The 24,628-nt window shown below is 53.0% G+C and carries 13 protein-coding genes; 7 read left to right on the top strand and 6 right to left on the bottom strand.

Annotated features, from left to right (window positions below; all coding sequences use genetic code 11):
- The first annotated feature begins 50 nt into the window (after positions 1-50).
- Positions 51-4,535 carry a phage tail tape measure protein gene (locus K3G63_RS21985; RefSeq protein ID WP_220616306.1) on the top strand — a complete coding sequence of 1,495 codons (4,485 nt, stop codon included), beginning with the start codon at positions 51-53 and terminating at the stop codon, positions 4,533-4,535.
- 74 nt (positions 4,536-4,609) lie between these two features.
- On the opposite strand, the gene K3G63_RS21980 is transcribed toward K3G63_RS21985, so the two are convergent.
- Entirely contained in the window at positions 4,610-5,392 is a 783-nt protein-coding gene (locus K3G63_RS21980) for a hypothetical protein (protein ID WP_220616305.1), read from the bottom strand.
- A 69-nt stretch (positions 5,393-5,461) separates the two neighbouring features.
- Here K3G63_RS21980 and K3G63_RS21975 point away from each other — a divergent pair, with 69 nt between their 5' ends.
- Positions 5,462-7,729, top strand: coding sequence for a hypothetical protein (locus K3G63_RS21975; RefSeq protein ID WP_220616304.1), 2,268 nt, complete (start codon positions 5,462-5,464; stop codon positions 7,727-7,729).
- Here the strand turns inward: K3G63_RS21975 and K3G63_RS21970 are convergent.
- Positions 7,726-8,151: a helix-turn-helix domain-containing protein gene (locus K3G63_RS21970; protein WP_220616303.1), complete on the bottom strand. Its 426-nt coding sequence runs from the start codon at positions 8,149-8,151 to the stop codon at positions 7,726-7,728. The two genes, K3G63_RS21975 and K3G63_RS21970, sit on opposite strands and share 4 nt — an antisense overlap.
- A 128-nt stretch (positions 8,152-8,279) precedes the next feature.
- On the opposite strand from K3G63_RS21970, the gene K3G63_RS21965 reads away from it, so the two are divergent.
- The 5 genes from K3G63_RS21965 (at position 8,280) to K3G63_RS21945 (ending at position 13,609) form a co-directional block, all read left to right on the top strand.
- Positions 8,280-8,876: a hypothetical protein gene (locus K3G63_RS21965; protein WP_220616302.1), complete on the top strand. Its 597-nt coding sequence runs from the start codon at positions 8,280-8,282 to the stop codon at positions 8,874-8,876.
- Positions 8,877-8,914: 38 nt separating this feature from the next.
- Positions 8,915-9,832, top strand: a complete 918-nt coding sequence (locus K3G63_RS21960) for a hypothetical protein (RefSeq protein ID WP_220616301.1) — start codon at positions 8,915-8,917, stop codon at positions 9,830-9,832.
- Between the two features lie 732 nt (positions 9,833-10,564).
- Positions 10,565-11,743 (top strand): PfkB family carbohydrate kinase, encoded by a 1,179-nt coding sequence (locus K3G63_RS21955; RefSeq protein WP_220616300.1) that lies wholly within the window; start codon positions 10,565-10,567, stop codon positions 11,741-11,743.
- Between the two features lie 45 nt (positions 11,744-11,788).
- The gene (locus tag K3G63_RS21950) at positions 11,789-12,973 is read left to right on the top strand and encodes an adenylosuccinate synthetase (RefSeq protein ID WP_220616299.1); all 1,185 of its coding nucleotides are present in this window, start codon (positions 11,789-11,791) and stop codon (positions 12,971-12,973) included.
- A gap of 36 nt (positions 12,974-13,009) precedes the next feature.
- On the top strand, positions 13,010-13,609 hold the full coding sequence (locus K3G63_RS21945) for an SH3 domain-containing protein (protein ID WP_220616298.1): 600 nt from the start codon (positions 13,010-13,012) through the stop codon (positions 13,607-13,609).
- 58 nt (positions 13,610-13,667) lie between these two features.
- On the opposite strand, the gene K3G63_RS21940 is transcribed toward K3G63_RS21945, so the two are convergent.
- From K3G63_RS21940 to K3G63_RS21925, 4 genes are all read right to left on the bottom strand, one after another.
- Positions 13,668-14,069, bottom strand: a complete 402-nt coding sequence (locus tag K3G63_RS21940; protein ID WP_220616297.1) for an avidin/streptavidin family protein — start codon at positions 14,067-14,069, stop codon at positions 13,668-13,670.
- 775 nt (positions 14,070-14,844) lie between these two features.
- The gene (gene mobV / locus K3G63_RS21935) at positions 14,845-16,485 is read right to left on the bottom strand and encodes a MobV family relaxase (protein ID WP_220616296.1); all 1,641 of its coding nucleotides are present in this window, start codon (positions 16,483-16,485) and stop codon (positions 14,845-14,847) included.
- Positions 16,486-17,278: 793 nt separating this feature from the next.
- Positions 17,279-17,905, bottom strand: coding sequence for a hypothetical protein (locus K3G63_RS21930; protein WP_220616295.1), 627 nt, complete (start codon positions 17,903-17,905; stop codon positions 17,279-17,281).
- 9 nt (positions 17,906-17,914) lie between these two features.
- On the bottom strand, positions 17,915-24,466 hold the full coding sequence (locus K3G63_RS21925; protein WP_220616294.1) for a DUF6443 domain-containing protein: 6,552 nt from the start codon (positions 24,464-24,466) through the stop codon (positions 17,915-17,917).
- Positions 24,467-24,628 lie beyond the last annotated feature (162 nt).

The raw sequence follows: 24,628 nt of genomic DNA, 5'->3' as shown, positions 1-24,628 counted from the left end.
TCTTCACTTATTAACGTAATTTACGATCATTAAAACAACACTCGTGCACGATGGCCGGACCTATTAACTACTCTGATTTATTCGAAGGCCTAGGCCCTGGAGCCGCAGAAATCCTTGATTTCACCAAGAATGTCAAAGGGCTCAACTCCAGCTATAAAACCTTTGCGAAGAATCTGGATGGAGACTCGCAGAAAATAGCGGCTGGCCTGGCCACCGTGCTAGCTGCTATTAATGGCACAAAAACCAAGTTTGAGGACGTCAACGTCGTTAGCCGGAAGAGTCGTACTACTCTCGATGAGTTGAGCGGCACGATTGCCAAGCTGGCCAAAGAGCAGCAGGAGCTGAAGGACCAGCTTGCGGGGGTAGCCAAGGTGCAGAAGGATACGGAGGCTTCTACGAAGGGCCTCAATTCGGCCCTGAAGCAGCAGCAGGATGCGTTACGCAAAGCGTTTGCTGCCGGTGACATGGAAGCGGCAAAAGCGGCGGCCCGCGAAATCCTGAAGCTCAAAGGAGAAACGGACAACCTGAGCCGGGCCCTGCGGGGGGCTAACTCCGACTTCACCGCGGCGGCCGGCAGCTTCCGGGCCATGGAGAACGAGGCTCGGCAGCTCGACATGAAGCTGAAAGGTCTCGCCGGAGGCATGGACAGCAACAGTGCCGAAGCCCAGCAGCTCAAAGCCCAGTTGGCCGACGTCAACGAACGGATGCGGGTGTTTACCCAGGAAACCGGCCGGGGCTACCTCAACGTGGGTCGTTACGCCGAATCCTTACGGGAAGGTGTTTCGGCCCTGAACACCCAGCGTACGGAGCTACTGGCCAATGCGGCGGCCCTGCGCACGCAGATGCAGGCTACCGGCTTGTCAGCCGAGCAGCAGGAGCGGTTGCAGAATGAGCTAAAACAGACGGATGCTGAGCTTGCCAAGAATACGGCTAGCCTGCGGCAGTATGGCGTTGGAGTAAAGTCCGGTAGTGGCCTTACGGCTGGGCTGAGCAACAGCATGGGTGGCCTAGTGCAAAGCTTGACCGGTGCCTATTATGGTATTCAGGGCATTGCCACGGCCATGCAGCAAGGCTTTGCTTCCAACGTCAAGTACAGCTCGGAACTGGCTGATGTGCGTAAAACCACAGGTCTGACCGGGGAAGCGGCTGAACTGCTGGCCGACAAACTCAAAAGCCTGGATACCCCCACCACGCTCAGTGGCCTGCTGCAAATCGCGAAAGTGGGCGGCCAGTTGGGTTACAGTTCGGAGCAAATCTTTGATTTCACCCGGGCGATCGATACCGCCGTCCAAGCATTAGGGGATGACTTCGGCGGTGGGGTCGAGTCAGCTGAGCGCATAGCGACAGAATTAGGCAAGATTGCCAGCGTATTTAAGAAAGACTTGGGCCCGGACAAAGCCCAGAACCTGCTCGCTATTGGTTCCGCACTCAACCAGATTTCAGCCGACGGATCCGCCACGACCGTGTTCCTTTCCGATGTAACGCAGAGGGTCGGACAGATGGCCTCTGCGTATGGCGTTGGATTAGATAACGTACTGGCAATGAGTGCAGTACTAGAAGAAAGCGGAGCTTCTGCCGAACGAGCCGGCACAAGTTTGAATAGGCTTTTTTCAACAATTGCAGGCAAAACCAAGGCCTCTTTCGAGATTGCCAAGCTCGGCGATGCCAACCTCACGCTTCGCCAGTTTACCAAGCTCGTCAATTCAGACTTTAACGGGGCCATCCAAGCCTTCCTTCGTGGGTTGAATTCCGGGGGAACAAGTACGACGAAAGTAAACCGTTTGCTGAGTACGTTGAAGTTGGAAAGTGGGGAGGCGAAAAACACGATCCTGGCTCTGGCCCAGAACACGGAGTTATTCGCTCAACGGCAGGCCACGGCCAATGAGCAGTTGCGTGAGGCTACCAGCTTATCGGCAGAAGCCGCTATCAAGACGGATACGCTGGCCGCCGCGTGGGAGAAGCTCAAAAACAACATCGTGGCCACCGTCACGAATGGTACGGTAGGGGCCTTCCTGAAAGGAACGATTGAGTTCTTTAACGGCGGTATTCTCTACAGTGAGAAATACACGAAAACCCTTACTCAGACGGTTAATGAAACCGTATCGGCCGGTAAAGCAGCCAAGCAGCTCGCCACCGACGGCAAGAGCCTATTCGATACCTATCAGAAGCTCTCTTCCTCGGCGTCACTCACGACGGACGAACAACGCAAGCTGCAGTTGACGATCAACGAGCTCCGCAAAAAGTTTGGCGATTCGGTAGCTCCCATCAACCAGCAGACGGGCGCGTATGAGTTGAACGCCAAAGCCGTGCAGGGCCTCATTGAGAAGAATGAGCAATTGGCCAACGCTCAGGCTATCACCTTGGCGAAACAGCTCTCCGATCTGGACAAGCAGAAGAAGGCCGTAGAAGCTACCACGTCGGCGTTGACCAAAACCACCGATGCCCAGGCTCAGCAGTTAAGCGAAATTGCTACCCCGGATCAGCTCAAGCGCATTCAACGTTACCTCGACCTGGCCCGGGAAGGCTCCTACCTCTCGAAGGTGGGGCTACCCGTGCAGGTAACGAATGAGCAGGTAGCGTTGGTAAAAGACCTGGAGCAGGGCACTGCCCAGCTAGGGAAAGAGGGGCTGAAACTGGAGACGATTGACCGCGACAGAGCTGAAGTACTGCGCGGCCTGGCTGCTATGCACCTCACCGCGGAACAGGCCCTGGCCTTTCTAGCCGGCACCACGAAGAAGGCTACTAAAACCGTAGATGACAGCATCGAAGCCGATAAGGCTAAGAAAAAATCCGTGGCAGACGTAGCGGCGGAAGAGTATAAGCGGCGCAAGCAGCTGCTCGAATTCGAAGCCGATGACCTGGAGCGACAGTCAAAAAACCCAGCTAACAACGAAGAGATTCGCTTACGGGCCCTGCGCAAGGAGCGGGGTGTTCGGGAGGAAATAGCCAAGCTGGATTTGGCAGAGGGAATTCGGCAGGCGGCCCAGTCTAATAAGGACAAGATCAATGGGCAGAAGGCGACAGAAACCACGAGCCTGCTGCTGACGGAGAAGTATAAGGAAGATGTGCGCCGGCTGGGCGTCAAGCTCAGCAAGGATGAAATTGCTCTGCAAAACCTTACCCTCGATGCTCTTTCACGAGCTGACCAAGCCAACGTCGAGGAGCAGATTCGGTCAGCCGAGCTAGTGCGCGACAACATCAATCGCACGTACGAAGAGCGGCAACAGGCCGCGCAGGACGTAGCCGACTATCAGATTCAACTCGCCCAGCTTACTTACGACTCAGAGATTCGGGCCGCCGAAGGGGCGTTGGACAAGATTGCTGATGCTGAGCGTAAGTTCGAAAAGGCCAAAGCCGAGGCAAAACGGTCAGTAAAGTTCTTTGACTCGGACAAGGCGATCGACGACATCGAGAAGGATTTTGCCGCCCAGCAGCTGGCCTTGGAAAAGGCACGCAGCAAAGGACTCGTCACGGAGAAGGAGTATCACAAGCAGTTGGAAACGTTGGATTACCAGCGGGAATATAGCGTTATCGCCGCCCTGGAGCGGGAGTACGGGGTTACGGAGGAAACCTTACGCCGCAAGCGTGATCTGTACAATAAGTACAACGAGGAGGTTCTAAAGGGGGAGCAAGAGGCCTTCGATAAGCGCATGGAGCTAATTCAGATGGGCCTGAGCTTCACCGAGGAAGTAGGTAATGCTATTTTCCAAAGCAAAGCCGACTCGCTCAGCCGGGAGCAGGAACTGAATCAGAAAACGTACGATTCGGCCACCAAGGCGGCCGGTGAAAACTCACTGCTGAAACAGCAGGCTGAAGAGCAGTATTTCAAGAAGAAAAATGATCTGGCCCGCAAGCAGTTCGAAAACGATAAGAAAGCGGCCCTGTTCCAAATCGCACTCAGTACGGCCATGGGCGTTGCCTCAGTACTCTCCACCGGTGGCCCGGCCCGGTATGCCGATGCGGGTATTGGTGCCGGTATCCTGATAGCTGGCGTACTGGCTTCCGGTGTTGCGCAGGCTGCCGTCGTACTCTCGCGTCAACCTCCTCTGCCAGAATACTTCAAAGGTCGGGAAGGCGGTCCAGCTGAATTTGCCTGGGTAGCCGAACGGGGCCCAGAGCTTATTGAGGGCAAGAGCGGCGGTAGTCGGCTGGTGGAAAAGAAGCAGATTACCTACCTGCAGGAAGGTGACAAGGTGTACACCGCCGACAAAACCCGCCAACTGCTGGCCAATGTGCCCCTCCTGCGGGAACCAGCGTCCGCAGCACGTCAGGATATAGAGAATACCGCTGCCTATACCCAGAAGCTTCAGCAGCAAACCCAGGCATACTTATCTCCTTTTGCTCAGGATGCGCAGGCTCAGGCCCGCGACACACGTATGGCACAGATCATTGTGAATGGTGTCGTTGAGGGCACCCGCAAAGCCCTGCATGAGCGACCAGAATATCAAGTAACAGAGCAAGGCATCTTTCTCTTTACGAAAACCTCGTCTGGCGTTACCAAGCACCTGAACTCACGCCACAAGCGCAACGGATAGCATCAGGCCAAAAACGAAGAGGGGCCGTTACGCAAGTCGTAACGGCCCCTCTTCGTTTGAGGTAATGACCCTAGCTATTCTGCCGATTTGTTCTTGGAGGCCATCTTCTTAGTTATATAGTCAATGCGTGCCTGGAACTGGAATAAGGTCATTTTTTCGGGTTCTGGAGTGCCGTGGTCCGCCAACACCCCGCAAAGTTGTGAGAAAGCAATGCGGCGCATTACAAGTGCATTTTCCGGATGACCCGTTTCGAATACCTCTGGCTCCATCATGTCCAATAGGGCATTGTCTACATCTTCAATGGTTTTCAGATGCTTAGGGTCCTGATCCAACAGGTAATTGCACATGGCTAATCCGCGCCGTTTCAATTGAACGGCTTTGTTTATTTCGCTGCCATCCTGATCATATCGGGAAGGGAAGTGCTCAGCTAGTTCGCTGCCGAAGGCTTCTCGCACAGAGGCTAATGACTTATTTATCAGCTCGTCGGTCAGGCCTAACACGGTAAGTTGGGTAAACAGCGACTCCAGCCCATGCTCTGTAATGTCAGTTGTAGGCACGCCGTCTACAGTCTCGACCAGCACGGCAAAGGCCAGCCGCCGCGGCGAATAGTTCATCTCGACGAAATGTTGAGCATAGTGAGCGTTAGATTTCTCTAAAAACTCTTCATACTCCTTCCCTTTCCGTGCCCCGAAGCGAGCAGATAAAGCAGTATGCCTTTCCACGTCTTCTGGGGTAGAGCCAACGCCAGCATCCAAAGCCATATAACACTGATACTCCATGTGTCGCCCGGCCGGCAGCTCCATAATGGATTGATAAAAGCGAAGGCTATGCTGGGGGCTGAGTTCAAGGGTGCGCATGAGTGAAGCGATATGTACGATTGTGTAATAATAACCGTAATTTACGTCATAAATATACGATATTTCGTCATGATCGAGACCAATGCGCCCCAATTCCGCTTTATATTAACCTCCGGCGTCTTCGGCCGCCTGTTGCTTAAGCATGACCCTATCGGCTGGGATACTATGGGCCTGTCGGTGCATCGAGATCAGAAATATCATGGTATTGCTACCGAGTATAATGCGGAAACGCTGGGCTTTATCAAGGAAGGAAAGCAGTATTTAGAACAAGCCAAAGAACTGCGGGGCATTGAAGCCGATATTGATCTGGAGGTTCAGATATTCCAGCCCAACGACTGGCTGTGGTACACTTACCGGCACTATCGAATTGATATGACGGCCGCCGAAGAAACGGCCAATGAGTTCCGGTGTGGGCTGGACAATGCCGGCCTGATGCAGAAGTTTCTCAATCGCGATGACACGAAAGTAGACCTGTTTGGGCGGGAGACCGTCAGCAACTATTCTTCCAGCCCGGTAACACCTCTCCCGGTGGAGATGCACTCGCGCGCCATTTACCAGCGCTACGAATCTTTTATTAAAGATGTGGACGTGGTGGCCGCTCCCAACTTTGTGACCGACGGCGAATCCCGCTTTCAGACTCTGTATTTCGGTTTTGGTGAGCCAACTATCAATGACTTTAAGCTTGAATCCGTCTATGGAGGCTTCTTTACGGTGCCCAGCGGGGTCAACAACCCGGAGCAGCCTATCTATGTCACCAAGGAAGCCGGCGAGTTTAACATTGAGCTAAGTATCCTTTGCCAGTTATCGATCAGCCGCGGCGGCAACGGGTTCGGAGACTTTGATAAGGTGGAGGGTCAGATCTACTTCCGCATCAACGACGAGGCTCCACAGCGGATCTACAACTTTCAGGACCAGAACGCGAGCCAGTACCAGCGGCTGCTATCTACTTCTCACCGGCTTATTCGCACCCTGGCTATCGGAGACCGGATCTACCTCTACGGCCGCATCCACGTCTTTGACATCCACGAAGGAGTGTTTGGCTATCGGTTTCAATTAGATGCCCGTTTCCTGCCGGGTTCCTTCCTCAAAATCAGCGCCCACAGCACCACCCCACCCAGCATGGCTAATGGGCTGCTGATCTATGAGGCGTTGGAAAAGCTCGCTCGTGATATCACCGATGAACACGATTGCTTCCGCTCGAATTTTTTCGGGCGTACCGATAGCGCGGATCCTTATCCGGTTGATGGGCCTGGTAGCCTACTGTTCGTCACTGGAGGCTTTCAGTTGCGTGGGTTCCCCCTGGAGAAAAAGTCCCTGTTCGCTAACTGGAAGGAGTTGATCGACTCACTATGTGCCATCTACAACCTGGGCGTAGGGGTTGAAAGGAAGCCGGACGGGCAGGAAGTAATTGTAGTAGAAGATGTGACCTACTTCTACTCTGATGAGATTGTACTGGACCTGACCGACCCACAAGAGCAGTATTCCTCCCTGCGTCTACCAGGTAAAGGAGATGAAAATTCCCAGGAAGCCAAAAAGGTGACGATAGCTGCGGAGCATTACAACGCGGTGGATATCGGGTATCAAAAGTGGCGACCAAACCAAGTCAACGGCCTGGATGAGTTTAACACTCGCCATGAATACTCCCTGCCCCTTACGCAGGTAAAGAACAAATACACCCAACTGAGCTCCTACATCACGGCCGGTCACTACATTGAAACCGTGCGCCGGGACCGTTACGATATTACCGCCACGACTGACACCGGTTCGGATGATGAGGGTTTCCTGATCTGCGTGCTTCGGAACCCCACTGCTCCCAGCCTCTTCATAACGGAGCGTAACCAACTAGCACTTGGGCCTATTGAGGAGATATTTTCACCCGACACAGTCTACAACCTGCGTCTTAGTCCTAAGCGGATGCTGTTGCACCATGCACTGAATATCGCTGCAGGTCTAATTAGAAGAGACGACAAACGGATAAAATTCATCTTCGGCGAGGGCAACACCTTGCTGAAAAGCTGCTTAATGGGGGAAGATATCCCTGTAAAAGAGAATGTGGACCTGCGGGTTGCTCCTACGGTGGTAAGCAATGATCAGTATGCATACCTGAATCTGGGTATACCTGAACCGCTCTGGCTCCCCTTGCAGTACATATTCGATCATCCCTTACGGCATCATCAGATGCAGCGGATATTAGAAAACCCACGGGGGCGGGTGCGCTTTCGCGACGCAAAAGGCAGGGCTTGCGAAGGCTGGATTATTGACATAAAGCATGAGGCTGCCGAAAATCGCGCCTCCTTTACCTTGCGTGCCTGCGCCCGTTTGGTAGGAGGCAACTAGATTGAATTAGGGGTCCTACCGCGGCGGGCCCGGCGCTTGGCCCCAATCGCAGCGGCTTTCTCCTCGAATGCTTGTTGCTCCGCTCTCTTCAGCGCGTCGATCAGGTTGCGATCCTGCCAAGCTCGTATGTCGCTTAGCCGAACACGGTAGCCTCGGGCGGTGTCAGTGCATTGAATAAATGGTAACCGGCGAACATGCCCTTCTGGTTTTTTGAAATAAGAACGCACAGTGCTTACTTCAAGAGCCAGCAGCTCCGCTACTTCTTGGGCAGTATATTGTGGATCAGGTTGGGGTCTTTGGGCAAAATACTGGCGCAACCAACTGTCTGTTATCTGTTCCATTGAAGTAGTCAATGGGCCATTAACTTTCTCAACGAAAGATTTTAGCACCTCTTCCATGAGCAAAGTATTATTCTGAGACATAAACTGCTGGTCTTAATTCGTTGAACGCCTCCTGTAATCCGTAAATTGGCTCCACCACGTTATCTCTCCGTTACCAATTAGCAGCCCATATGCCTCGCGAGACACCTGCCTCCTATCACACTCGGCAAATGCAATTGAGTCAAACGTTACGAGATACTTTTCCTGGCTTCGTAGACTTCTCGGACCGTGTGATTGTGGCGGGTGACTGGGTCTATACCTATCGGGATAAGTACCCCAAGGTTGATAAAATGGGCCTAGATCAATCTCACCTATGGCGAGTAGCCGAGCGCAAAGACGGCAAGCTGGTACTGGTTGGCCAGGACAAACAGGTGACTCTACTGCTCACCAAGGAGCGGGCCCGGTGGTGTCACGTGTTTGAGCCAGCTGATGCGCTACCCCTAGCACTATATCCAGTGGAAATGCAGCGCTGGAAAGCGGCCGGCTGGGATCTCTTCTTACAAGTAAATACTGCCGGTGGCCTACAGTTGTGCTCGCATAGTTTTCAGAAAGGAACTAGTAGCGGCTGTAGTGCTTCCGCAGAGGAGATGGAAGCTATTCGCCAGGATCCTGAGAAAGCAAAGCTCTTTCTGATGGAAGCGCTGTTCTACCATGTTCATCACATCAAGGCGCGCCGACTGTTGACCGCTAACAACGGCCAGCTACCTAGACAGGAGCTAGACGCTTTTATCAAGAAGATGGAGCGACGGGAGAAGCGTGTAGCATAACCCTAAACAGCAAGACAATTTACTTACCTATCCCCTTCATGTTTAAGCAGCTAGGCTCTCTAGAAATCACTGTACCTACGCTTCTCTTTCTTATATATTTAACGGGATTCCTCTGCCTAAACGCTCATTTGCATCCTTATGGACTCTACGAGACCAATGCACTGAGCTTTAGCTATGTGAAAGCAGGGGCTTTATTCCTTCTCTACAACTCCAGCTTAGCTGCACTGACCCACCTAGTTCATCAGGAACAGCATAAGACCCCTCTATGGGAGTATGGCTTTAATATTCTGTTAGCTGCTGTTCTCTCAGTCGAGGTTGGCGCAGCTGCTATTTACCTCTATGACACAGTGACTATTACTAGCTTCCCTTTTAACATCACTGCCGAGCACCCGTGGGTAGCAGGAATAGTAACAGGAGCAAACATCACAATGCTAATCTGCATTGTCAACCTATCCGATGGAGAGGAGATAACATCTAAGGATAACAAATTGCTTTGGGCACTATTCTTTAGCCTCATCATTACTGTCATCCTATTGACCTATTTCGAAAAAAGCATTCTCTTGAGCTTGGCTGCATACCACACCATAGCTATCGGAGGATTTTTACTACTTGTAGCCGATGTTCGCTCAGTGCTTAAGGACCCAGAGGACTCTATCGGCTCCGTTATTCCCACCTTCGCATTGGTGTTGCTGTTTGCCAGTTTAGCGTTTGGGAAACTGGTGTACCCACTAGTTTCGGTGGCAGTGGGAGGAGGCAAGCCTTACGCTTCTCGCCTATATCTAACCCCAATGGAGCAAAAGGCACTCATCCAGAGTCACCTGCTTCCTTCAGCCACTCGACTAGATAAGCCTGTATTCATCCTCTATCAGACAGAGAAGACGGTGTATGTGCGATTAGGGCAAAAAACAGTTGGCATTGCAGCCGACGGAATCAAAGCATATGAAGCGATTCCATAACGCTAGTTATATCAAAGAGTACGAAAAAGTGTCTATTCCTTAGCGTGGTGAGTCACTTATTCGCCCAAAGTCCTTACTATCGTAACACCACAGGATAAAACAAAAGAAATGGCAAAGCAGAAGGCTTCGGCGCAAGCTCTCACTGATGAAGAAGTTCTAAAAGAGTTTGTTCGCCGATTTGAGTGTGATGGTGCTGTGCTAATATACCTCGACTCATCTACTGAATTCGGCTTTGGCCGGTGGCGCAATTCTAAAGGCAAACACTGGGCTGAAGATGTATTCAAGCGAGTAAAACAACCTGTGTTCGTTCCATCGGCTTCTCAGGACCTAGATGGCGGTGTAACTCTTTGTCTCACAGATTAAATATCAACATATATACTCCTCTCCATGAGCAAACGTAACCCTTTGCCCTCTATCGAATATTCTTCTCCCGCTAAACCAATAGGGTCTTCGGGTGACAGTTGTGCAGATCTTTCCTTCACAGATGACCTAGGCTCCATCCAATCGAGCGCGTTAGCCAACGTCCAGCCTGGAGATGTATGTAGAATCGAACTCAATGGTAGCATCCCAGAAGTATTGAACTCTAAAGGCGAGGTGTGTGGAAGAGTTATCTCTTTGCGAAGCATGGAATTGGTTGAATGTCTAAGAAAAGGTCATCCATTTAAAGCTATCATACTGAACATTACTGCTAGTACATGTTCAGTAATAGTCGAGTCTGCTAAGAAGTAGGGTATGTTAACTATTGTTGGTGGCACATACTTGGAGCTGTGTCGAGAACCTCATTCTGAGGAACTTTACGGCTCCGGTCTTAGAGCGGCCGTTGCCTTGTCTGGTAACATAACTGATATTCATTTTCATAGTTGTGTTGGTGCTGACAAGCTTGGGATTGCTGAGTTTTATGCAGAAGCTTATCGATTCAGAGCTTCTTTTTCAGAAATACCTAAGACTATCGCATTCCATTACTATCATCCTTTAGCGCCACCATACGTCAGTCCAAGAGAGGTATTAGACCAACCTAAACTGAGGCTACCAGCTATTCAGGCGGAAGCTGTTTTACTCTATGGCCAAGTTGAGGCTGAAGTAGAGGTGACTGGAACATATGTGGTGTATGATCCTCAGAACCATATCCCATGGAAGCAGGCACTTTCAACTGCTAAACATCTAGCACTGGTTCTAAACCGAAAGGAGGCTCTGTTGCTCTCAGGCCTGCCAAAAGATACTGAGTTGGCGGCGGTAGGCAACGCATTGTTGTCGAGTGAACAAGCTGCAGTCATCATCATCAAGAATGGTTCACAGGGTGCTTTAGTAATAGATCACTCCGGGACTCAGTTCATTCCAGTCTTCAAAACCACTTCCGTTTGGCCTATTGGCTCGGGAGATATTTTCTCTGCTGTCTTCGCGTGGCAGTGGGCAGTTAACCACGTTCCGCCTGCTGAGGCAGCACGATTAGCCTCGCTATACACCGCACATTACTGCCAAACGAAACAGCGTCCCCTGCCTGTCACCCATCCAGTGCTTGAAGCTTTAGATAGTAAGCCTCCAGGTCAACTGATATACCTAGCTGGCCCGTTCTTCACAATGGCAGAACGCTGGCTAATAAATGAGCTACGTGACAAGCTTCTAGAGTTTGGTAATATGGTGTTCTCTCCTCTTCACGATGTAGGAGCAGGCCCTCCACACCAAGTAGTTGAGCCCGACTTAAACGGCATCCGTCGAGCTGATGTGGTATTAGCCGTAGCTACTGGTTTGGACGCAGGAACACTATTCGAAATAGGCTACGCCAGGGCACTTGGTAAGCGCGTCGTTGTATTTGCCGAGAATACAACAGAACATGACTTGACTATGCTGATTGGATCAGACTGTGAAATTACCAGTGACCTTTCTAGCGCTGTGTATCGAGCATCCTGGTAAGCCTTATTCTATTCATAACAAGCCATTATATTAGGTGATCTATTTATGCACAAGTCTGCATTCATTGTTGTAGGACTAGGATTTGGGGACGAAGGCAAAGGATTAGCAACAGACTACCTCTGCCGGCATTCTCCTGATCCGTTAGTTATTCGTTTTAATGGAGGGCATCAGGCTGGCCACACTGTTGTAACTGAAAGTGGACATCAACATATATTTTCCACTTTTGGAGCTGGTACTCTCCAAGGTGTTCCTACCTATTGGTCTAGGTACTGCACCTTCTCCCCGGCAGTCCTGCTGCCTGAATACAAAAGCTTGCCTATCCGACCTAGACTGTTGGTAGATCAACAATGTCCTGTTACAACTCATTACGATATACTCTACAATCGTCTGCTAGAATCTACGCGTGGAGATAGTCGTCACGGAAGCTGTGGCTTAGGGTTTGGCGCAACAATAGAACGTCATCAGTATCAAGCCCTACGCTTGTATCCTACTGATCTCCTCGAAGTTGCAAAATTCAAGCACAAACTTCAATTGATCAGATCGTACTATAAAGCTAAAATTGCTCAGGACACCCACTTCTCCTTTCGCCAGTTTGATCATGACACGGCTGACCTAGAATTTGAGCGAGAGGCGAAAGAAGTTAGAGAGTTAGTTGAGCAGCAAATTATTCAACTAGTATACGAAGAGGATATCTTTTCACTAGGTACTCCTTGGCAAACCTTCATCTTTGAAGGAGCACAGGGAGTGCTGTTAGATATGGATTTCGGTATTGCTCCTCACGTGACACGCAGCAATACTACATCAAAGAATGCTTTGCAGCTCTTACACGAATACCTCCCTACTACGGCGGCATCAGCGACTATACTCTATGTCACGCGAAGTTACCAGACCCGTCATGGTGCTGGCCCTATTATAGGTAAAGAGGTTTCTTTAAGCCTTATCAACCGAGAACATGAAAGCAATCAATTTAATGAGCATCAAGGCGAGTTTAGAGTAAGCTGTTTAGATCTTGACGCCTTAAACTTTGCATTGACTTCCGATAATCAATTCTCTAAGGGATTATCCAAACAGCTATTAATAACTTGCTTAGACCAGTTGAACGCTGAGAAGGTGCCATACCATCATAATGGCACTGTTGAAACGGTACATTACACTGCCCTTCCTACTCTGCTAAATGTGAAATTTGACCGTCATTTATTCAGCTTTGACAGCTGTGCATCTTACTTATAGGAATAAGTGCGTCGATCTAGAGAATCGTATCTCGTAATGAAGAAACACCTACTCCTCTGGCTTCTGTACCTGCTCCCATTCGCTCTCTGTGCTCAAGTAGTTGATACGACGGCCCAGGTAGCGCCCCAAGAACAGACTATCGCCTACCGCTACGTCAACGCCTCCTCCCTTACCCTACGAGCCCTACCTTCTGCCTCTGCTGTGGCCCTGGCCAAGATCGATGGCGCCGGCCGGGTAACGGTCCTTGCCGAGCGTCCCGACGGCTGGAGCAAGGTGCAGGTGGATACCTATCTGGGCTTTGTCAAGTCCGAATACCTGGTCGCCCAGCAGCAGGATGTCACAGCGGAAACGATTGACTGGTCCTCTGTGGAAGCCAGCGGTGGTGAGGCCTATGCCCAAGTAAGCGCTGTGGATGTCCGCGCACCTCAGGTTACCCTAGCTCGTCCCGTAGTTCGTAAGGCGGCGCCGAAAGCGTCTGCTGGGCCTAGAGTGTATATCTGCAATAACGGCCGCACGGAGGTATATCACAGTAGTGAGGACTGTTCCGCTATGCGTCGGTGCACCTACACGACGAAGGTGGCCAGCACCGGGGAGGCGCGTGGCTTAGGGTTGCGGGAGTGTATGAAGTGCTATTAAAGAAGCCCCAAATAATATTCGAGGCTTCTTTAATTCAAACGGGTGCTTCAACTGCGAATTATACTTTGACAAACTGATCTGAACCAGTATAAGTATCCTTCCAATTCAACTCTGCTTCGTCTCCCTCTTCTACGTTAACGATGAGGTGCCACATGGTAACGAGTTTTTCTTTGCCTTCCTCATCCTTTTCAATCTGACCAGACCAAGTTGCTAGTGATCTTCCAAAATTGACAGTAAAGGTTATTATATCCTTGAGCGCAAAGCCCATCAACTCTGACTCTTTTTGCTCAGGTTTCCCAACAGCCGTAATGTACTTGCCAGTTACTTTGCCATCAACTGACACGTTTATCGACATACTGGATTTCAACTGGTTTTTCCATTGTCCCGAGAACAAATCTGTGTACGTCTGTGCTTCTGACTGATCTGCTATGGCATTCAGTTTTGTAAGTAAACGATCCATGGGATAAGTAAAGTGGTGAAAAGGAGTGCTCTAATATAATAGCTTTCCTATACAGAGAGCATAGATACAATAGGGGATAGCCTCGCTGTTCTCAAGTCATCAACTTTCTGTCCACCACTTGTGGACACTTTCTTGGTAAGCTCGTATGTTTGTACTGTCTGACAGACATATGGTCTGCCAAAGACAAACGGCGGCCAGAGCCGAAGCCCTGACCGCCGCCATCCTTAGGGATGTCCGAGCCAGTAGCTAACTACCGCTCGAATCGCTCCCCCTAGTGCGGCCTTCACCAGCTCTAGGGAAATCCGAAACCAACCAGCCTTGCTGGTTCGTTTCGCCTTCGCACGTTTACCCATTTTGCATCGGGAGTAAGGGTGCTGAATCCACCCACTTCCTGAAGCCCCGAGGCCTGCCAGCCTTGGGGCTTCGTCTTTTCAGACAAAGCCGGCTGGGTGACTTACCGTGCTAGTACGTCAAAGGTACTGGCTATTTTCCCTATTTCCAGCCGTAAAGCGGCAAACAGCAGGATATCGTCTCGTTTCGGTCACTACCTGTTCATGCCAGTTCATAATAGACCGCGCGGGCTACGACAAGCCACCAACTTTGAGCAGATACCACCGAGGCAACCGGTAGCTGTTGCCAGCAGGTGACAGGGCAAGCCGGGGCAATTAGTTACACCGGTGAGACTGTGAAGACTTGGTGCAACTCAAAAACTGCGGTTAGTATGCGGAAACAGTAACCATGATGAGACTAGCTTTTCAGCATGTATGTAAGCTATCTACATCGAGATTCCCTGGTCCCGCTCCCGGGGCTGCCGATCTCGCTCCAGCGTGCGCACCGCACCGGTACGGGTTGCTTGGTTACCATAGCTCTCCTCCACTACCACGCCCTCGGAGCGCTGAGCCTTCTCCAAGGCCTTGCTGATCTGCTCAATCGTCTTCCAGTCGAAAGGATAGGCAACACTTAAAGATGTTCGTTTATCCTCCAGGGTGCGCACCTGCCAGACGCTGGCACCCGCTTCCTCGAAGGCAGCCCGGATACGCTCCGCCTTCTCGGCATCCACTACCGTAATGGTGGCCTTAAGCGAGAGAGGATCTTTGGCTACTTTCATTCTCTCCTCTTGCAACTGCTCAGCTAGGGTACGATCGATCGCTCCCCGCAGTTGGGGGGCTAGCGGCAGACCATTGGGGGTAACTTCCTCTCCCTTGAATCGAGCGCTGGTCAGCGTATCCACAACGTACACCTGGCCAGCCTCCCGCCGGACGGTGTAGCCGATCTCAGCCAGGTCCTGCTCGAACGCCTTGACCGTCGGCATAGGCTTCTGCAGGGTAAGAGCAACCTGCTCGCATAACTCGACGCGCACCCGCTCCCGTAGTTCCCGACCGTACTGTATCAACGTCTGTCCTTCGGGATCGCCCTGAGCCTGCTGCACGGCCAGGCGATTGGCCCGGCTGGTCATCCCGTCCACTTGCTCGGTCTTTTCGGTAACCTGCTGCTGCAAGGATTTAACCTCAGTACCTAATCGCTGCTCATGCTCCTTGCTGGTAGCGAGCTGCTTTTCCAGGACCCGTACCCGGTCCTGCGCCAGGGTGTTAGCCGTGGCAATAATGGAGACCTGTTCCAGCTTGGCATTGACCGCGGCGACCTGTCGGGCCAGGTGCTCGTTCATGCGGGCCTGCTCGCGCTCCAAGTAGGCCTGCGGGCTGACCCGATCCATGGCCTTCAAGGGCGGTAGCTGAAAGGGCTCATGCACCAGCGGCTTGGTCAGTTCCGCGAGTTCTTGTTGGCTGGTCTTCTGGGCTCCATAAAAGCGGCGTACATCTTGATGAATGGCTGTGCTGTATTCAATGCCCCGCTTCAAGCCATAGGGCGCCATGGCTTGAGCGTAGTCAGTCTGCAGCTGCCGCAGGGCTACCGGGCTGAAGAGGTCCCGGGCTGAAAGCCGCTCTTTAGCCCCAACGCGTTCGCCCTCGTGTAAGCGTTGCTGCTGGGTAATTGGGACAACTATCGCGTGTAGGTGCGGGGTACTCTCATCCTGATGGAGCATGCAGCCGATCACGTTTTCGGCTCCGTAGCGCTTCTGCAGGAAGGCTAGGTTATCCTTCACCCACTGGGACTCCCGTATGTCCTTCCGTTGCCCGGTCGCGGGGTCTTTCGGAAACTTCTCCTCGCTGGCGGTGAGCAGAATCTCAACGGCCCGTACGGCATCCTTGCGGAGGCGGGGTAGCTGCAACTCGGCAATGCGTTCGCCGGCGAGGTCCCAGTAGCTGCGCTGCTCGTGGTTGACGAGCTCGTGATTCAGGTGCCGTAGAGCCGGGTCGGCGTTGGGTGTTTCCTGGGTGCGGTAGTTGTGGTGGGCGACGCTAATAGCCTGCTCACGACTGGTAATTTTGGTGACGCGGATAATAGCGAAGGCCATAACGATAAGCTGAAGAATTACATCTTCACTTACGTGCCAATGTATAGTGAGTTATACATTGAACAAAATCGTCAGCTCCGTAGCACCGATCCTATTTACTTTAGTGCTATGCTCATCTTCCGAAGGAAGTGCACAGTGGTCGTTTTAGAAAAGGAAATGAAGCGTTACTTACAGCCCAATCAGCCAGTTCGCTAACGGAGAATTTCCGGCAGCCGCGTTTAGGAGTTTCCTTACCTCGACGGCTACTTAGACTCAACTAGTGAGGTGAACACGTTCAGCACAAGCCATCCCTAGGTCAGGTCGTGTTGATGGCATCGGCATCCTTAAGCGAAACCAGAGCTACGCCTTTAAATTTCGATTCAACCATTATGTTCAGCAGGTGTTGAGCGAGCGGCCCAAACGCTTACACGCTACCTTATAATGGTTAGCAGCACTTGGTATAGGTTAGCCAACATCGCATCCGGTTGTCGCCCGACCTACATGACCAGCCACGCTTGCGTAGCCGCTTCTATGCACCGCGACACAGTCCCCGTCCGGGCGGGGCCGCTGCCGAGCCTGTTTGCAGCTATCGTAACACGAGGTTGCCTACGAAGGCCACACTCATACAGAAGTGGGTAGCCACCTGCACTTACTGATTCCTCAGTTCGGTCAGCGTTTGCGCCACACTCTAGTGCAAATTCAAGAAATACACTTGCATCTATACGTAGCAAGTCCATTAGCTGCTTATCTGTCCCCGAAGCTTCTATTGTTATTGGCGAATATTATCAATGAGGCACTATGGCCCGCACCACTATTAATATTCCTTGTTCATTAAGCAATTCTGTTTGCTACACCCGCTTTCAGGATGAAGACTAATGTTGTATAAATTTATTATTTTATCATGTGAAGCACAATATTCAGGATCTACATAATAATATTCTCTTTTATTATTTAATAATGAGTCAATCATTATAGACAATTTGAACTTAGAATTATTTTTTGAAAAACTTCTCATTTCAATACAATCATCATAATTCAAGCATTCAGTATAAGTCATAAATTTTTTGTTATAGTACTTTTTAAAATGCACATCAAAGCCATAATTAAAATTAATATAGCTTAATGCTGTATTATCTTTTACAAATACAAATCTGTTGATATTATCAGGACAAACAGCGCCATCTATTACAATATTATTCCAATTAACCCATGATAATCTACTCTTCACCGAGAGCAACGAATTATAATCAAAAAACACATAAACTGAATCCCAGTCACTGTTGTTAATAATAGCAAGATCTACAGATTTACTCTTACCTTTTTTAGCATCATTAATTACATTCTCAATATTAGCATCAAACGCAGATTGCAATCCATACTTATTGTTGCAAGAAAATAGCAACAAAAAAAAGCACATTATTAATTTTTGTATATTTTTCATTTTAAAAATCTATAGAATTCTGGCACCATGTGCATTTCCCTCTTGCTGTACTCTATCCTCTATTGCTTTATCACTAGCCTGCTTTTTCGTACGACCGCTGTTATCCATTGACATAATTGCAGCTTTTGCGTTCCTGTACTCTTTTCTTGTCATAGAAGTGTGAGTAGGCTCTGTTTTCTGTTTATTATTCATTTTCAGCCACCCTTCTTGGGCCAAATCTAATACATACATAGCCATTTCCTTAGGACTATATTCAGCTAAGTTAGGATCAACTCCAATGCTACGTCCAACAGTATTGTTGTAATAATCAATCTTACTGTCCAAAATCGGTGAATTGGGATCTGTATCACCATGTGCCTCATTTGCCTCTAGAGTTATGGCCTGACCCAGCGATCTCGCAGTAAGAGCAGACGCTAAAGTATGCCTTATAGCATTAGGAATTGATCCACCTCCTGTATCATTAAAACCAAGATTGTCTGCCATTCGGGCTGCTACACCTGCGTATCCTTCTCCATCCAGGGTACCTATAACTAATGCTTCATTGGGATGTCTTATTCCAAACAAAGCTTCATCATAGCTAACTCCTTTCGCTTTGGCCGCAATATTTACCACTGTTGATGCAACGGTTTTCCACACTGTTTTAAGCATATCACCAATTCCTGCTTGCCGTCCATCTAAATCGTTATAGCGGACAGCATTATCTAGCCCGAACTGGTAACTTCCCCAACTTTCTTGTCCCCCTTTTTCAGCATCCGGGTCACTCACTACCCATCGTCCCAGGGTCGGATCATAGAAGCGCCAACCATGGTCGTGCCAGTTCAGGCCAAACTCGGTCTGCTTCTCCTTGCCATTCCACGTGTACTGGTTTTGCGGCGTAGCTGCTTTGCTCAACCCGGCCAAATCCAGTCCATAGGGATCATACTGATTCTCCTGCACCTGCAGGCCTTGGCGGTGCTCGACGGTGATGTCGTCAAAGAACACGTCCGTGTCGCTCTCATTGGCCACGTAGGCCTGCACGTAGCCAGAACGGGGTACGACAACCGAGTCTTGCAGCTGCTCATATCCGCCCTCCGAAGCCAGTGAAAGCTGCTTTGTCTTGACGCGTACTAAGACCGAGTCACTATTAAAGACCAGTACCCGCAAGTAGGCCTTGGGTACACCGCCGGCCAGTTGCTGCAGAGCGGGCAACGTCGCCGCGGTCAGGCCGGCATTCAGCAGGGGCAGCACCCGTACGCGTCGAGTACCCTCTGCCGAGGGCGTCGCGGTCGGCTGGGGTTGTTGCAGCAGTGAAGCGACGAAGCCGGCCAAGGAGAAGCCCCAGGTAGTATTCGTATTTACCTTCTGCTGGTACATGCCGAAGGCCGTTACCAGCACCGTATCGCTCTTGGCTACCGCTAACTGCTTCAAAGGGCCCAGTGGCCGCGGTTGCGCGCCGCTGGCATTGAGCAAAGCCACCCCGTCGCCGCCATGGGCAAACTGCCCACCGACCACCTGTCGGATAGGCGCCGATACGCTCACTGAGTCAAACTGGTGCTGCTCGCGCCGGGTTTGATCCGGGTCGGAATCGAGCATAGCCATGTAGGTGGTCCGCTCACCAGGGTGGAAGGCCACGCGTAGGTTGCCCAGGTGGTCTTTCAGCGTGTACTCATACTGCACTTTGGAGTCGATGCCTTGGGCGGCATTACGCCGGTAAATCATCAGGGCCCGGCCTTCGGCGTGGTTTAACCACCTGAGCGAGTCTTTTTCGTATTGCCACGCCCCCAGGTAATCCGTGCGCACCGGTGCCAGCGTGGGCTTGCCGGCCACGGCGGCCGGGGTGGCTAGCTTCCCTACCTTTTGGCCTGTCGCAGTGTAGACATACTGCAGCTTATTGCCGTTGCTCCACTCAATGAGCTCGGGCAAATGCAGGTAGTTGTACTGAATGTGCGTAATGCCTTTGTTTCGATCACTCAGCAGCGAGCCGGCCGCATCATAGGTGTAGTCCGGGCTCTGGCTGCCACTGGTGCTACCATCCGAGAAGTCCGGACGCTCGGGCAGCTTACCGCCAAAAGCCGTCGCGGCCGGGGCCAGATCATCCACCCGCTGCAGGCGGTTGCTTACCGGCTCGCTATTGGTAGTGGGCTGGTAGCGGTAGCGCAGGTTGTCGGTTTCGGCATACTGAGCCGCTGTGGTGCGAGTCGCCGCAGCCACTAGGCCCCGCCGGCGCAGGGTCAGCAGGTTGCCGCCCGCGTCGTAGGAGGCAAACGCGAAGCGGTAGTTGCCGCGCTCGGCGCCCCAAGAGCTAGTCGGACTGGTGCTGGTACGGGCCACAAAGTCGCCTTGCAAGAGGCGGTTGACGTTATCGTAGCGGTAGCCATAGGCCCGCTCGATGCCGTCGGAGAGGGAGCGCCAGGTCTGACCGGCGATGTTGCCGTTGTATTGCTTCTCGTCGAAGCCGCAGTCGTAGTGCAGCGAGAAGTTCCACAGGTCCTCGGCGTTGGGATTCTGCACGTCGTTGATGCTGGTGAGCCAGCCGCGGATGTTGTAGCGGTAGTCCACCGTCTGCAGGGCCTTCGGGCCCGCCGTGGGCGGCGGTGGGGTCACGGCCGCGCCGGTGCTGGCCGCCAGGTTGCCCCCGAGTTGTTTCTGCTCCAACTGACCCAGTTCGTTGTAGGTGTGGCGGGCCAACACCTGTGGGGTGGCCTGGTCCAGCTCCTGGGTGACCGTCAGTAGGCGCCCGGCATGATCGTAGCGGCTTTGCTCGCGCACCGTGTGAGCTGCTTGGCCCGGCACCTGGTGCACGGCGTAGGAGGCCAAGGCCTTGCCCGTAAAGTCGTAGCGGGTGCTCACCACGTCTGTGCCCCCGCGGGCGTTGGTGCTTTGCACCTGAATGGGGCGCAGCTTCTCATCAAAGAAGGAGGTAGTCGTCAGCCACGCGCCGGGCGCGGATTCGGCTACTCCCAGCACGCGCACCAGGCTGCGGGTCGTCTGGCCCGTTACGCGCAGGTCCACCGGCGGCACCTCACTCGGGGCGCAGGCCAGCTGCGTAGCCGTGGGGGCCTGGTAGCTGGCCTCGGCCTGCCCGTTCTGGTCAAAGTCGTAGGAGTCGTAGTAGCTCACGGTCAGCAGCTGGCTGCCCGTAAGCTGGGTCACGTCCGGAAAGGAGGTGTGCGAGTAGTAGGCCTGGGTGAGCGTGGTCGTGCTGCTGGGCGCCTCCCACAAGGCCGCGGTCGAGGCCGTGGCCTGCCGTTGCAACTCGGCGCGCTGCTGGGCGCTGGTGCCCGAGAGGGTAGGAAAGCGCACCAAGGCTGTGTAGACCACCCGGCCCAGGGCATCATACTTGGTGGCCACCCATTCTTTGGTGGCCTGCTGGGCCACGTCCTGGCTGAGGATGGGCTGGTCCAGCTCGTTGTAGACCGTGTAGCTGTAGCCGTCCTGGTCCGGTATTTTCTTTTCAATCAAGCGCCCTTGTTCGTCGTAGTGGTAGCGGAACAACAAGTGCTCCACCCCCGCGCCCGTCACCTGCCAGGGGCCCAGCGAGCTGAGCTTGCGCAGGCGCTGCACGGCTTTGGGCGGCAGCACGGCCCGCAGGCGGCCGAAGTCATCGTAGACGTAGTAGGTCTTCAACCACTGAGTAGCGGGCTGGGCGTACGTACCGTCCAGGCCCACTTGCTTGAGCACCACGTGGCCTTCCTTGTCCGAGAACTCCTGCACCCAGTGGCCCTGCTCGTCGCGGGTCTGCTTCATCCACAACTCGCCGGAGGCGTAGGCGGGCTGCAGCACTAGGTCCTCGCGGTTCGTGTCGTAGCCGGGCTGCCAGCGCTGGACCGAGTCGGCCAGTGTATTGGGCCGCTCCTGCTGCATGACCACATTGCCGCGACTCAACATCCAGCTCTCGCCCGGGCTGGCTTGCAGCAGGGGTCGGTTCAGAGGCGAGGCCTCGAAGACGGTTTCGCTGAACGGTACCCCCGTCTTCGGTAAGGTGTGCACCAGGCTGGCGAGGGCCGGATCACTGCCTTGGTAAAAGTCATACTGCTGGCGCAAGGCATTGGGCTGGTATGCCCCCTCTGCTGTCGCAATGGCCGTATACGGCAGGTACTGCTTGGCTTGGCGACCCAACGCATCGTAGGCCACGGGCTGCACGATATCGCGGCCCGTGGGCGATTCCTGGCGTAACACCGTCTGCACTTGTCGGCCCAGCCCATCGAGGTACTCGGTTTTGATCTGCACTTGCTCTTTCGTCCAGTTGTCCGCGAGCAGGGTCGCTGAACCAGCGGGGCTGCTCTCCTCAGCCGTCACGGGAACGTAGGTGGAGAGGTAGCCAGTAATCGGACCGGCAAACGTGCCATCGGGCAAGCGCCAGGCCACGGCCAGGTTATCACCGCCGCCATGCTCGTGCTGCTGGGCCTCGATATAATAATACTGCCCCGCAACCAGCATCACGCTGGCGGATTGTTGTTCGGGGTACTTATACCATTCTCGCTGCTGAGTCCACCCGGGTACGCCAGCGACGTGCACGCGGTGCGTGGAATCCGCATCGGGGCTGAGCCATAACTGACAGTCGTCATCGCCGGCCACCCAGAAGGTATACATCCCGGTTTGGGGTGCTTGCACATAGCCCCGCAGGCGCGCCGTATAGTTGTCGGCGATGTTACTGAGTCCTTCGGCGGCAGAGACCGTTTGGCGGCGGGTCGGGGGGGCCAGTTGCGCTCGATTAGCGGTAGGGGCCTGGCTGCTGGCCTCCCACATCTCCCACCAGAGCGTGCCCGAACCCGTAGGAGTTGTGATCGCCGCGGGGGCCGGAGAGGAACCGGCAGTTCCGGAAGAGGAGGTGAGGGTGGTCAGGGGTACCCGGGGGATATAGGTGCGCACGTAGTTGACCGAGTCGCGAGTACCAGTACGATCAGTTGGGGGCATTACCGTGGCCGGACTGGGGCAGCCCGTGGTCACCGGCTCATTCAACGCCAGCGGCGCATAGGGTAGCATACTTAAGTGAATGCTGCGCGAGTAGAGCGTCATCTCCGGCACCCAGTCGTTGATCACCCGGGCGCGGTACTCGCCTTCCTGGCCTTGCTCTTGCAGCGTGAGCGTATACTGTGCCTGGGTGGCACCGACCAGCGCAACCCAGGCCGCGCCGAGTTTGCGCTCCCATTGGTAGCGGTTATGCTGGCCTGGTATGGTCGCTTCTAAGGTCATGATCTGGCCTTTCACACCCGCCTTTGTCTCCGGCAGCCCTGTTTTAGGCAACTGCCACCGCATTTCCAGAGCGGCATGCTTGGGGTAATTCGGTTCCTTATACAGTGCCTCCAATGCGGCGAAATCAAGTTGATTTCGGGCGACATTCAGGGAAGCCGGGAACGGACCGGGACCGGCGTCCTCCGTGCCGGTGAACAAATTGTCATGCAAGGTTAGCAACGAAACACGGGGGAGACGCAGCACACCGGCCGGCAAGGAGCCATTCAGACGATTGCCCGAGAGGGTCAGATGCACCAAGTTTGACGCATTACCCAACTCAGCTGGCAGTGGACCACTAAATTGGTTGCGATCGGCATAGAAGTAATTGAGGGCTGTCATCTGGCCCAGCGAGGTAGGCAAGGGACCAGAGAAGCCGTTGTCGGACAGATTGGTGTGGGATAGCTTCTGAAGCGCCCCGAAATCAGCGGGCAGCGAACCGATGAAAGTATTGTGGGATAAGTCGGCGTAGGAGAGGTGGCTGAGGTGCGTATAGGATGCGGGCAGCGGACCGGAGAAGCGGTTGTTGGCCAGATCTAAAAGGCGCAAGTGCTCCAACTGGCCGAATGTGGTCGGCAACCACCCACTGAATTTATTGTTCTGCAGGTAAAGGACCTCCAAGTTAACCAACTGGGTTAACTCAACTGGCAGCGGCCCAGATAGCTGGTTACGATCTAATCGGAGTTCTGTCAGCGCGTGCAGTCCTCTCCATTCCATCGGAATGCCACCGGTGAGTTGATTACCCCATAAATGCAACTGCTGTAAGTGGACAAGCTGGCTTACGGAGGGAGGCAAGGCACCGCTGAATTGATTATCGGCCAGAAACAGGCCCCGTAACAAGGGAATTCGTCCTAGTGAAGCGGGAAGCAGACCAGTAAGCAGGTTGTGGTTTAGATTCAACCATTCCAGTTGAGAAAGCTCGCCGATCCACTCGGGTAGCCCTCCGGTGAAGCGGTTCTGGTCGATGGAGAGTTCCCGTAGCTTGGTCCAGTTGCGGTAGGTTCCAGGGATAGGACCGGTGAGCTGGTTTTGTGTCAGAGTCAGGGACTGCAGTTGTCGCAACTCGCCCAGGCAAGGATGCAGCGGCCCCTGTAGATTGCTGTAGCCAAAATAGATGGATACCACGTCGCCGTTTTCGAGGCGAATGCCAGGCCACTGCTTCAAAGGCAGGTCTTTCACCGTTTGCCAAGTTGCGGACGGAGTCGTAGCAAAGACAAATTGGCGCAGCACACGGAGTTCGGTGGAGTCGGGCACCAACCCCTCCGTGGTTTGCGCCTGACTTCGGGCAAAACCGGCCCAGAAGCTGCACAGGAAAGCAACAAGAAAGCGAAAGGCGTAGCCGTGCCGCATAAGATAGAGCTAGAAAGGATATAAAAGCAGCCTGGAGCCGGGCTTAGGGGCGAGCGTAGCGGTACTCGTTTTCGGATAAGATTCTTCCTTGCTCGTCACGCACGCGTTGCAAACGGCCTAGCGCGTCGTATTCATAAAAGAGCGTGCGTCCGTCTGGGCCCG

The sequence above is a fragment of the Hymenobacter sp. HSC-4F20 genome (genome assembly GCF_019599275.1).
Lineage (GTDB): Bacteria > Bacteroidota > Bacteroidia > Cytophagales > Hymenobacteraceae > Hymenobacter.
This window is presented reverse-complemented; position numbering and strand designations above follow the sequence as displayed.

What these genes read in the sequence shown, in the direction of transcription:
- mobV (WP_220616296.1), bottom strand. Translation starts at nt 16,485, where the DNA reads ATGGCCTTCGCTATTATCCGCGTCACCAAAATTACCAGTCGTGAGCAG.
- K3G63_RS21940 (WP_220616297.1), bottom strand. Translation starts at nt 14,069, where the DNA reads ATGGATCGTTTACTTACAAAACTGAATGCCATAGCAGATCAGTCAGAA.
- K3G63_RS21985 (WP_220616306.1), top strand. Translation starts at nt 51, where the DNA reads ATGGCCGGACCTATTAACTACTCTGATTTATTCGAAGGCCTAGGCCCT.
- K3G63_RS21960 (WP_220616301.1), top strand. Translation starts at nt 8,915, where the DNA reads ATGTTTAAGCAGCTAGGCTCTCTAGAAATCACTGTACCTACGCTTCTC.
- K3G63_RS21965 (WP_220616302.1), top strand. Translation starts at nt 8,280, where the DNA reads ATGCAATTGAGTCAAACGTTACGAGATACTTTTCCTGGCTTCGTAGAC.
- K3G63_RS21955 (WP_220616300.1), top strand. Translation starts at nt 10,565, where the DNA reads ATGTTAACTATTGTTGGTGGCACATACTTGGAGCTGTGTCGAGAACCT.
- K3G63_RS21930 (WP_220616295.1), bottom strand. Translation starts at nt 17,905, where the DNA reads ATGAAAAATATACAAAAATTAATAATGTGCTTTTTTTTGTTGCTATTT.
- K3G63_RS21950 (WP_220616299.1), top strand. Translation starts at nt 11,789, where the DNA reads ATGCACAAGTCTGCATTCATTGTTGTAGGACTAGGATTTGGGGACGAA.
- K3G63_RS21970 (WP_220616303.1), bottom strand. Translation starts at nt 8,151, where the DNA reads ATGTCTCAGAATAATACTTTGCTCATGGAAGAGGTGCTAAAATCTTTC.
- K3G63_RS21925 (WP_220616294.1), bottom strand. Translation starts at nt 24,466, where the DNA reads ATGCGGCACGGCTACGCCTTTCGCTTTCTTGTTGCTTTCCTGTGCAGC.
- K3G63_RS21980 (WP_220616305.1), bottom strand. Translation starts at nt 5,392, where the DNA reads ATGCGCACCCTTGAACTCAGCCCCCAGCATAGCCTTCGCTTTTATCAA.
- K3G63_RS21945 (WP_220616298.1), top strand. Translation starts at nt 13,010, where the DNA reads ATGAAGAAACACCTACTCCTCTGGCTTCTGTACCTGCTCCCATTCGCT.
- K3G63_RS21975 (WP_220616304.1), top strand. Translation starts at nt 5,462, where the DNA reads ATGATCGAGACCAATGCGCCCCAATTCCGCTTTATATTAACCTCCGGC.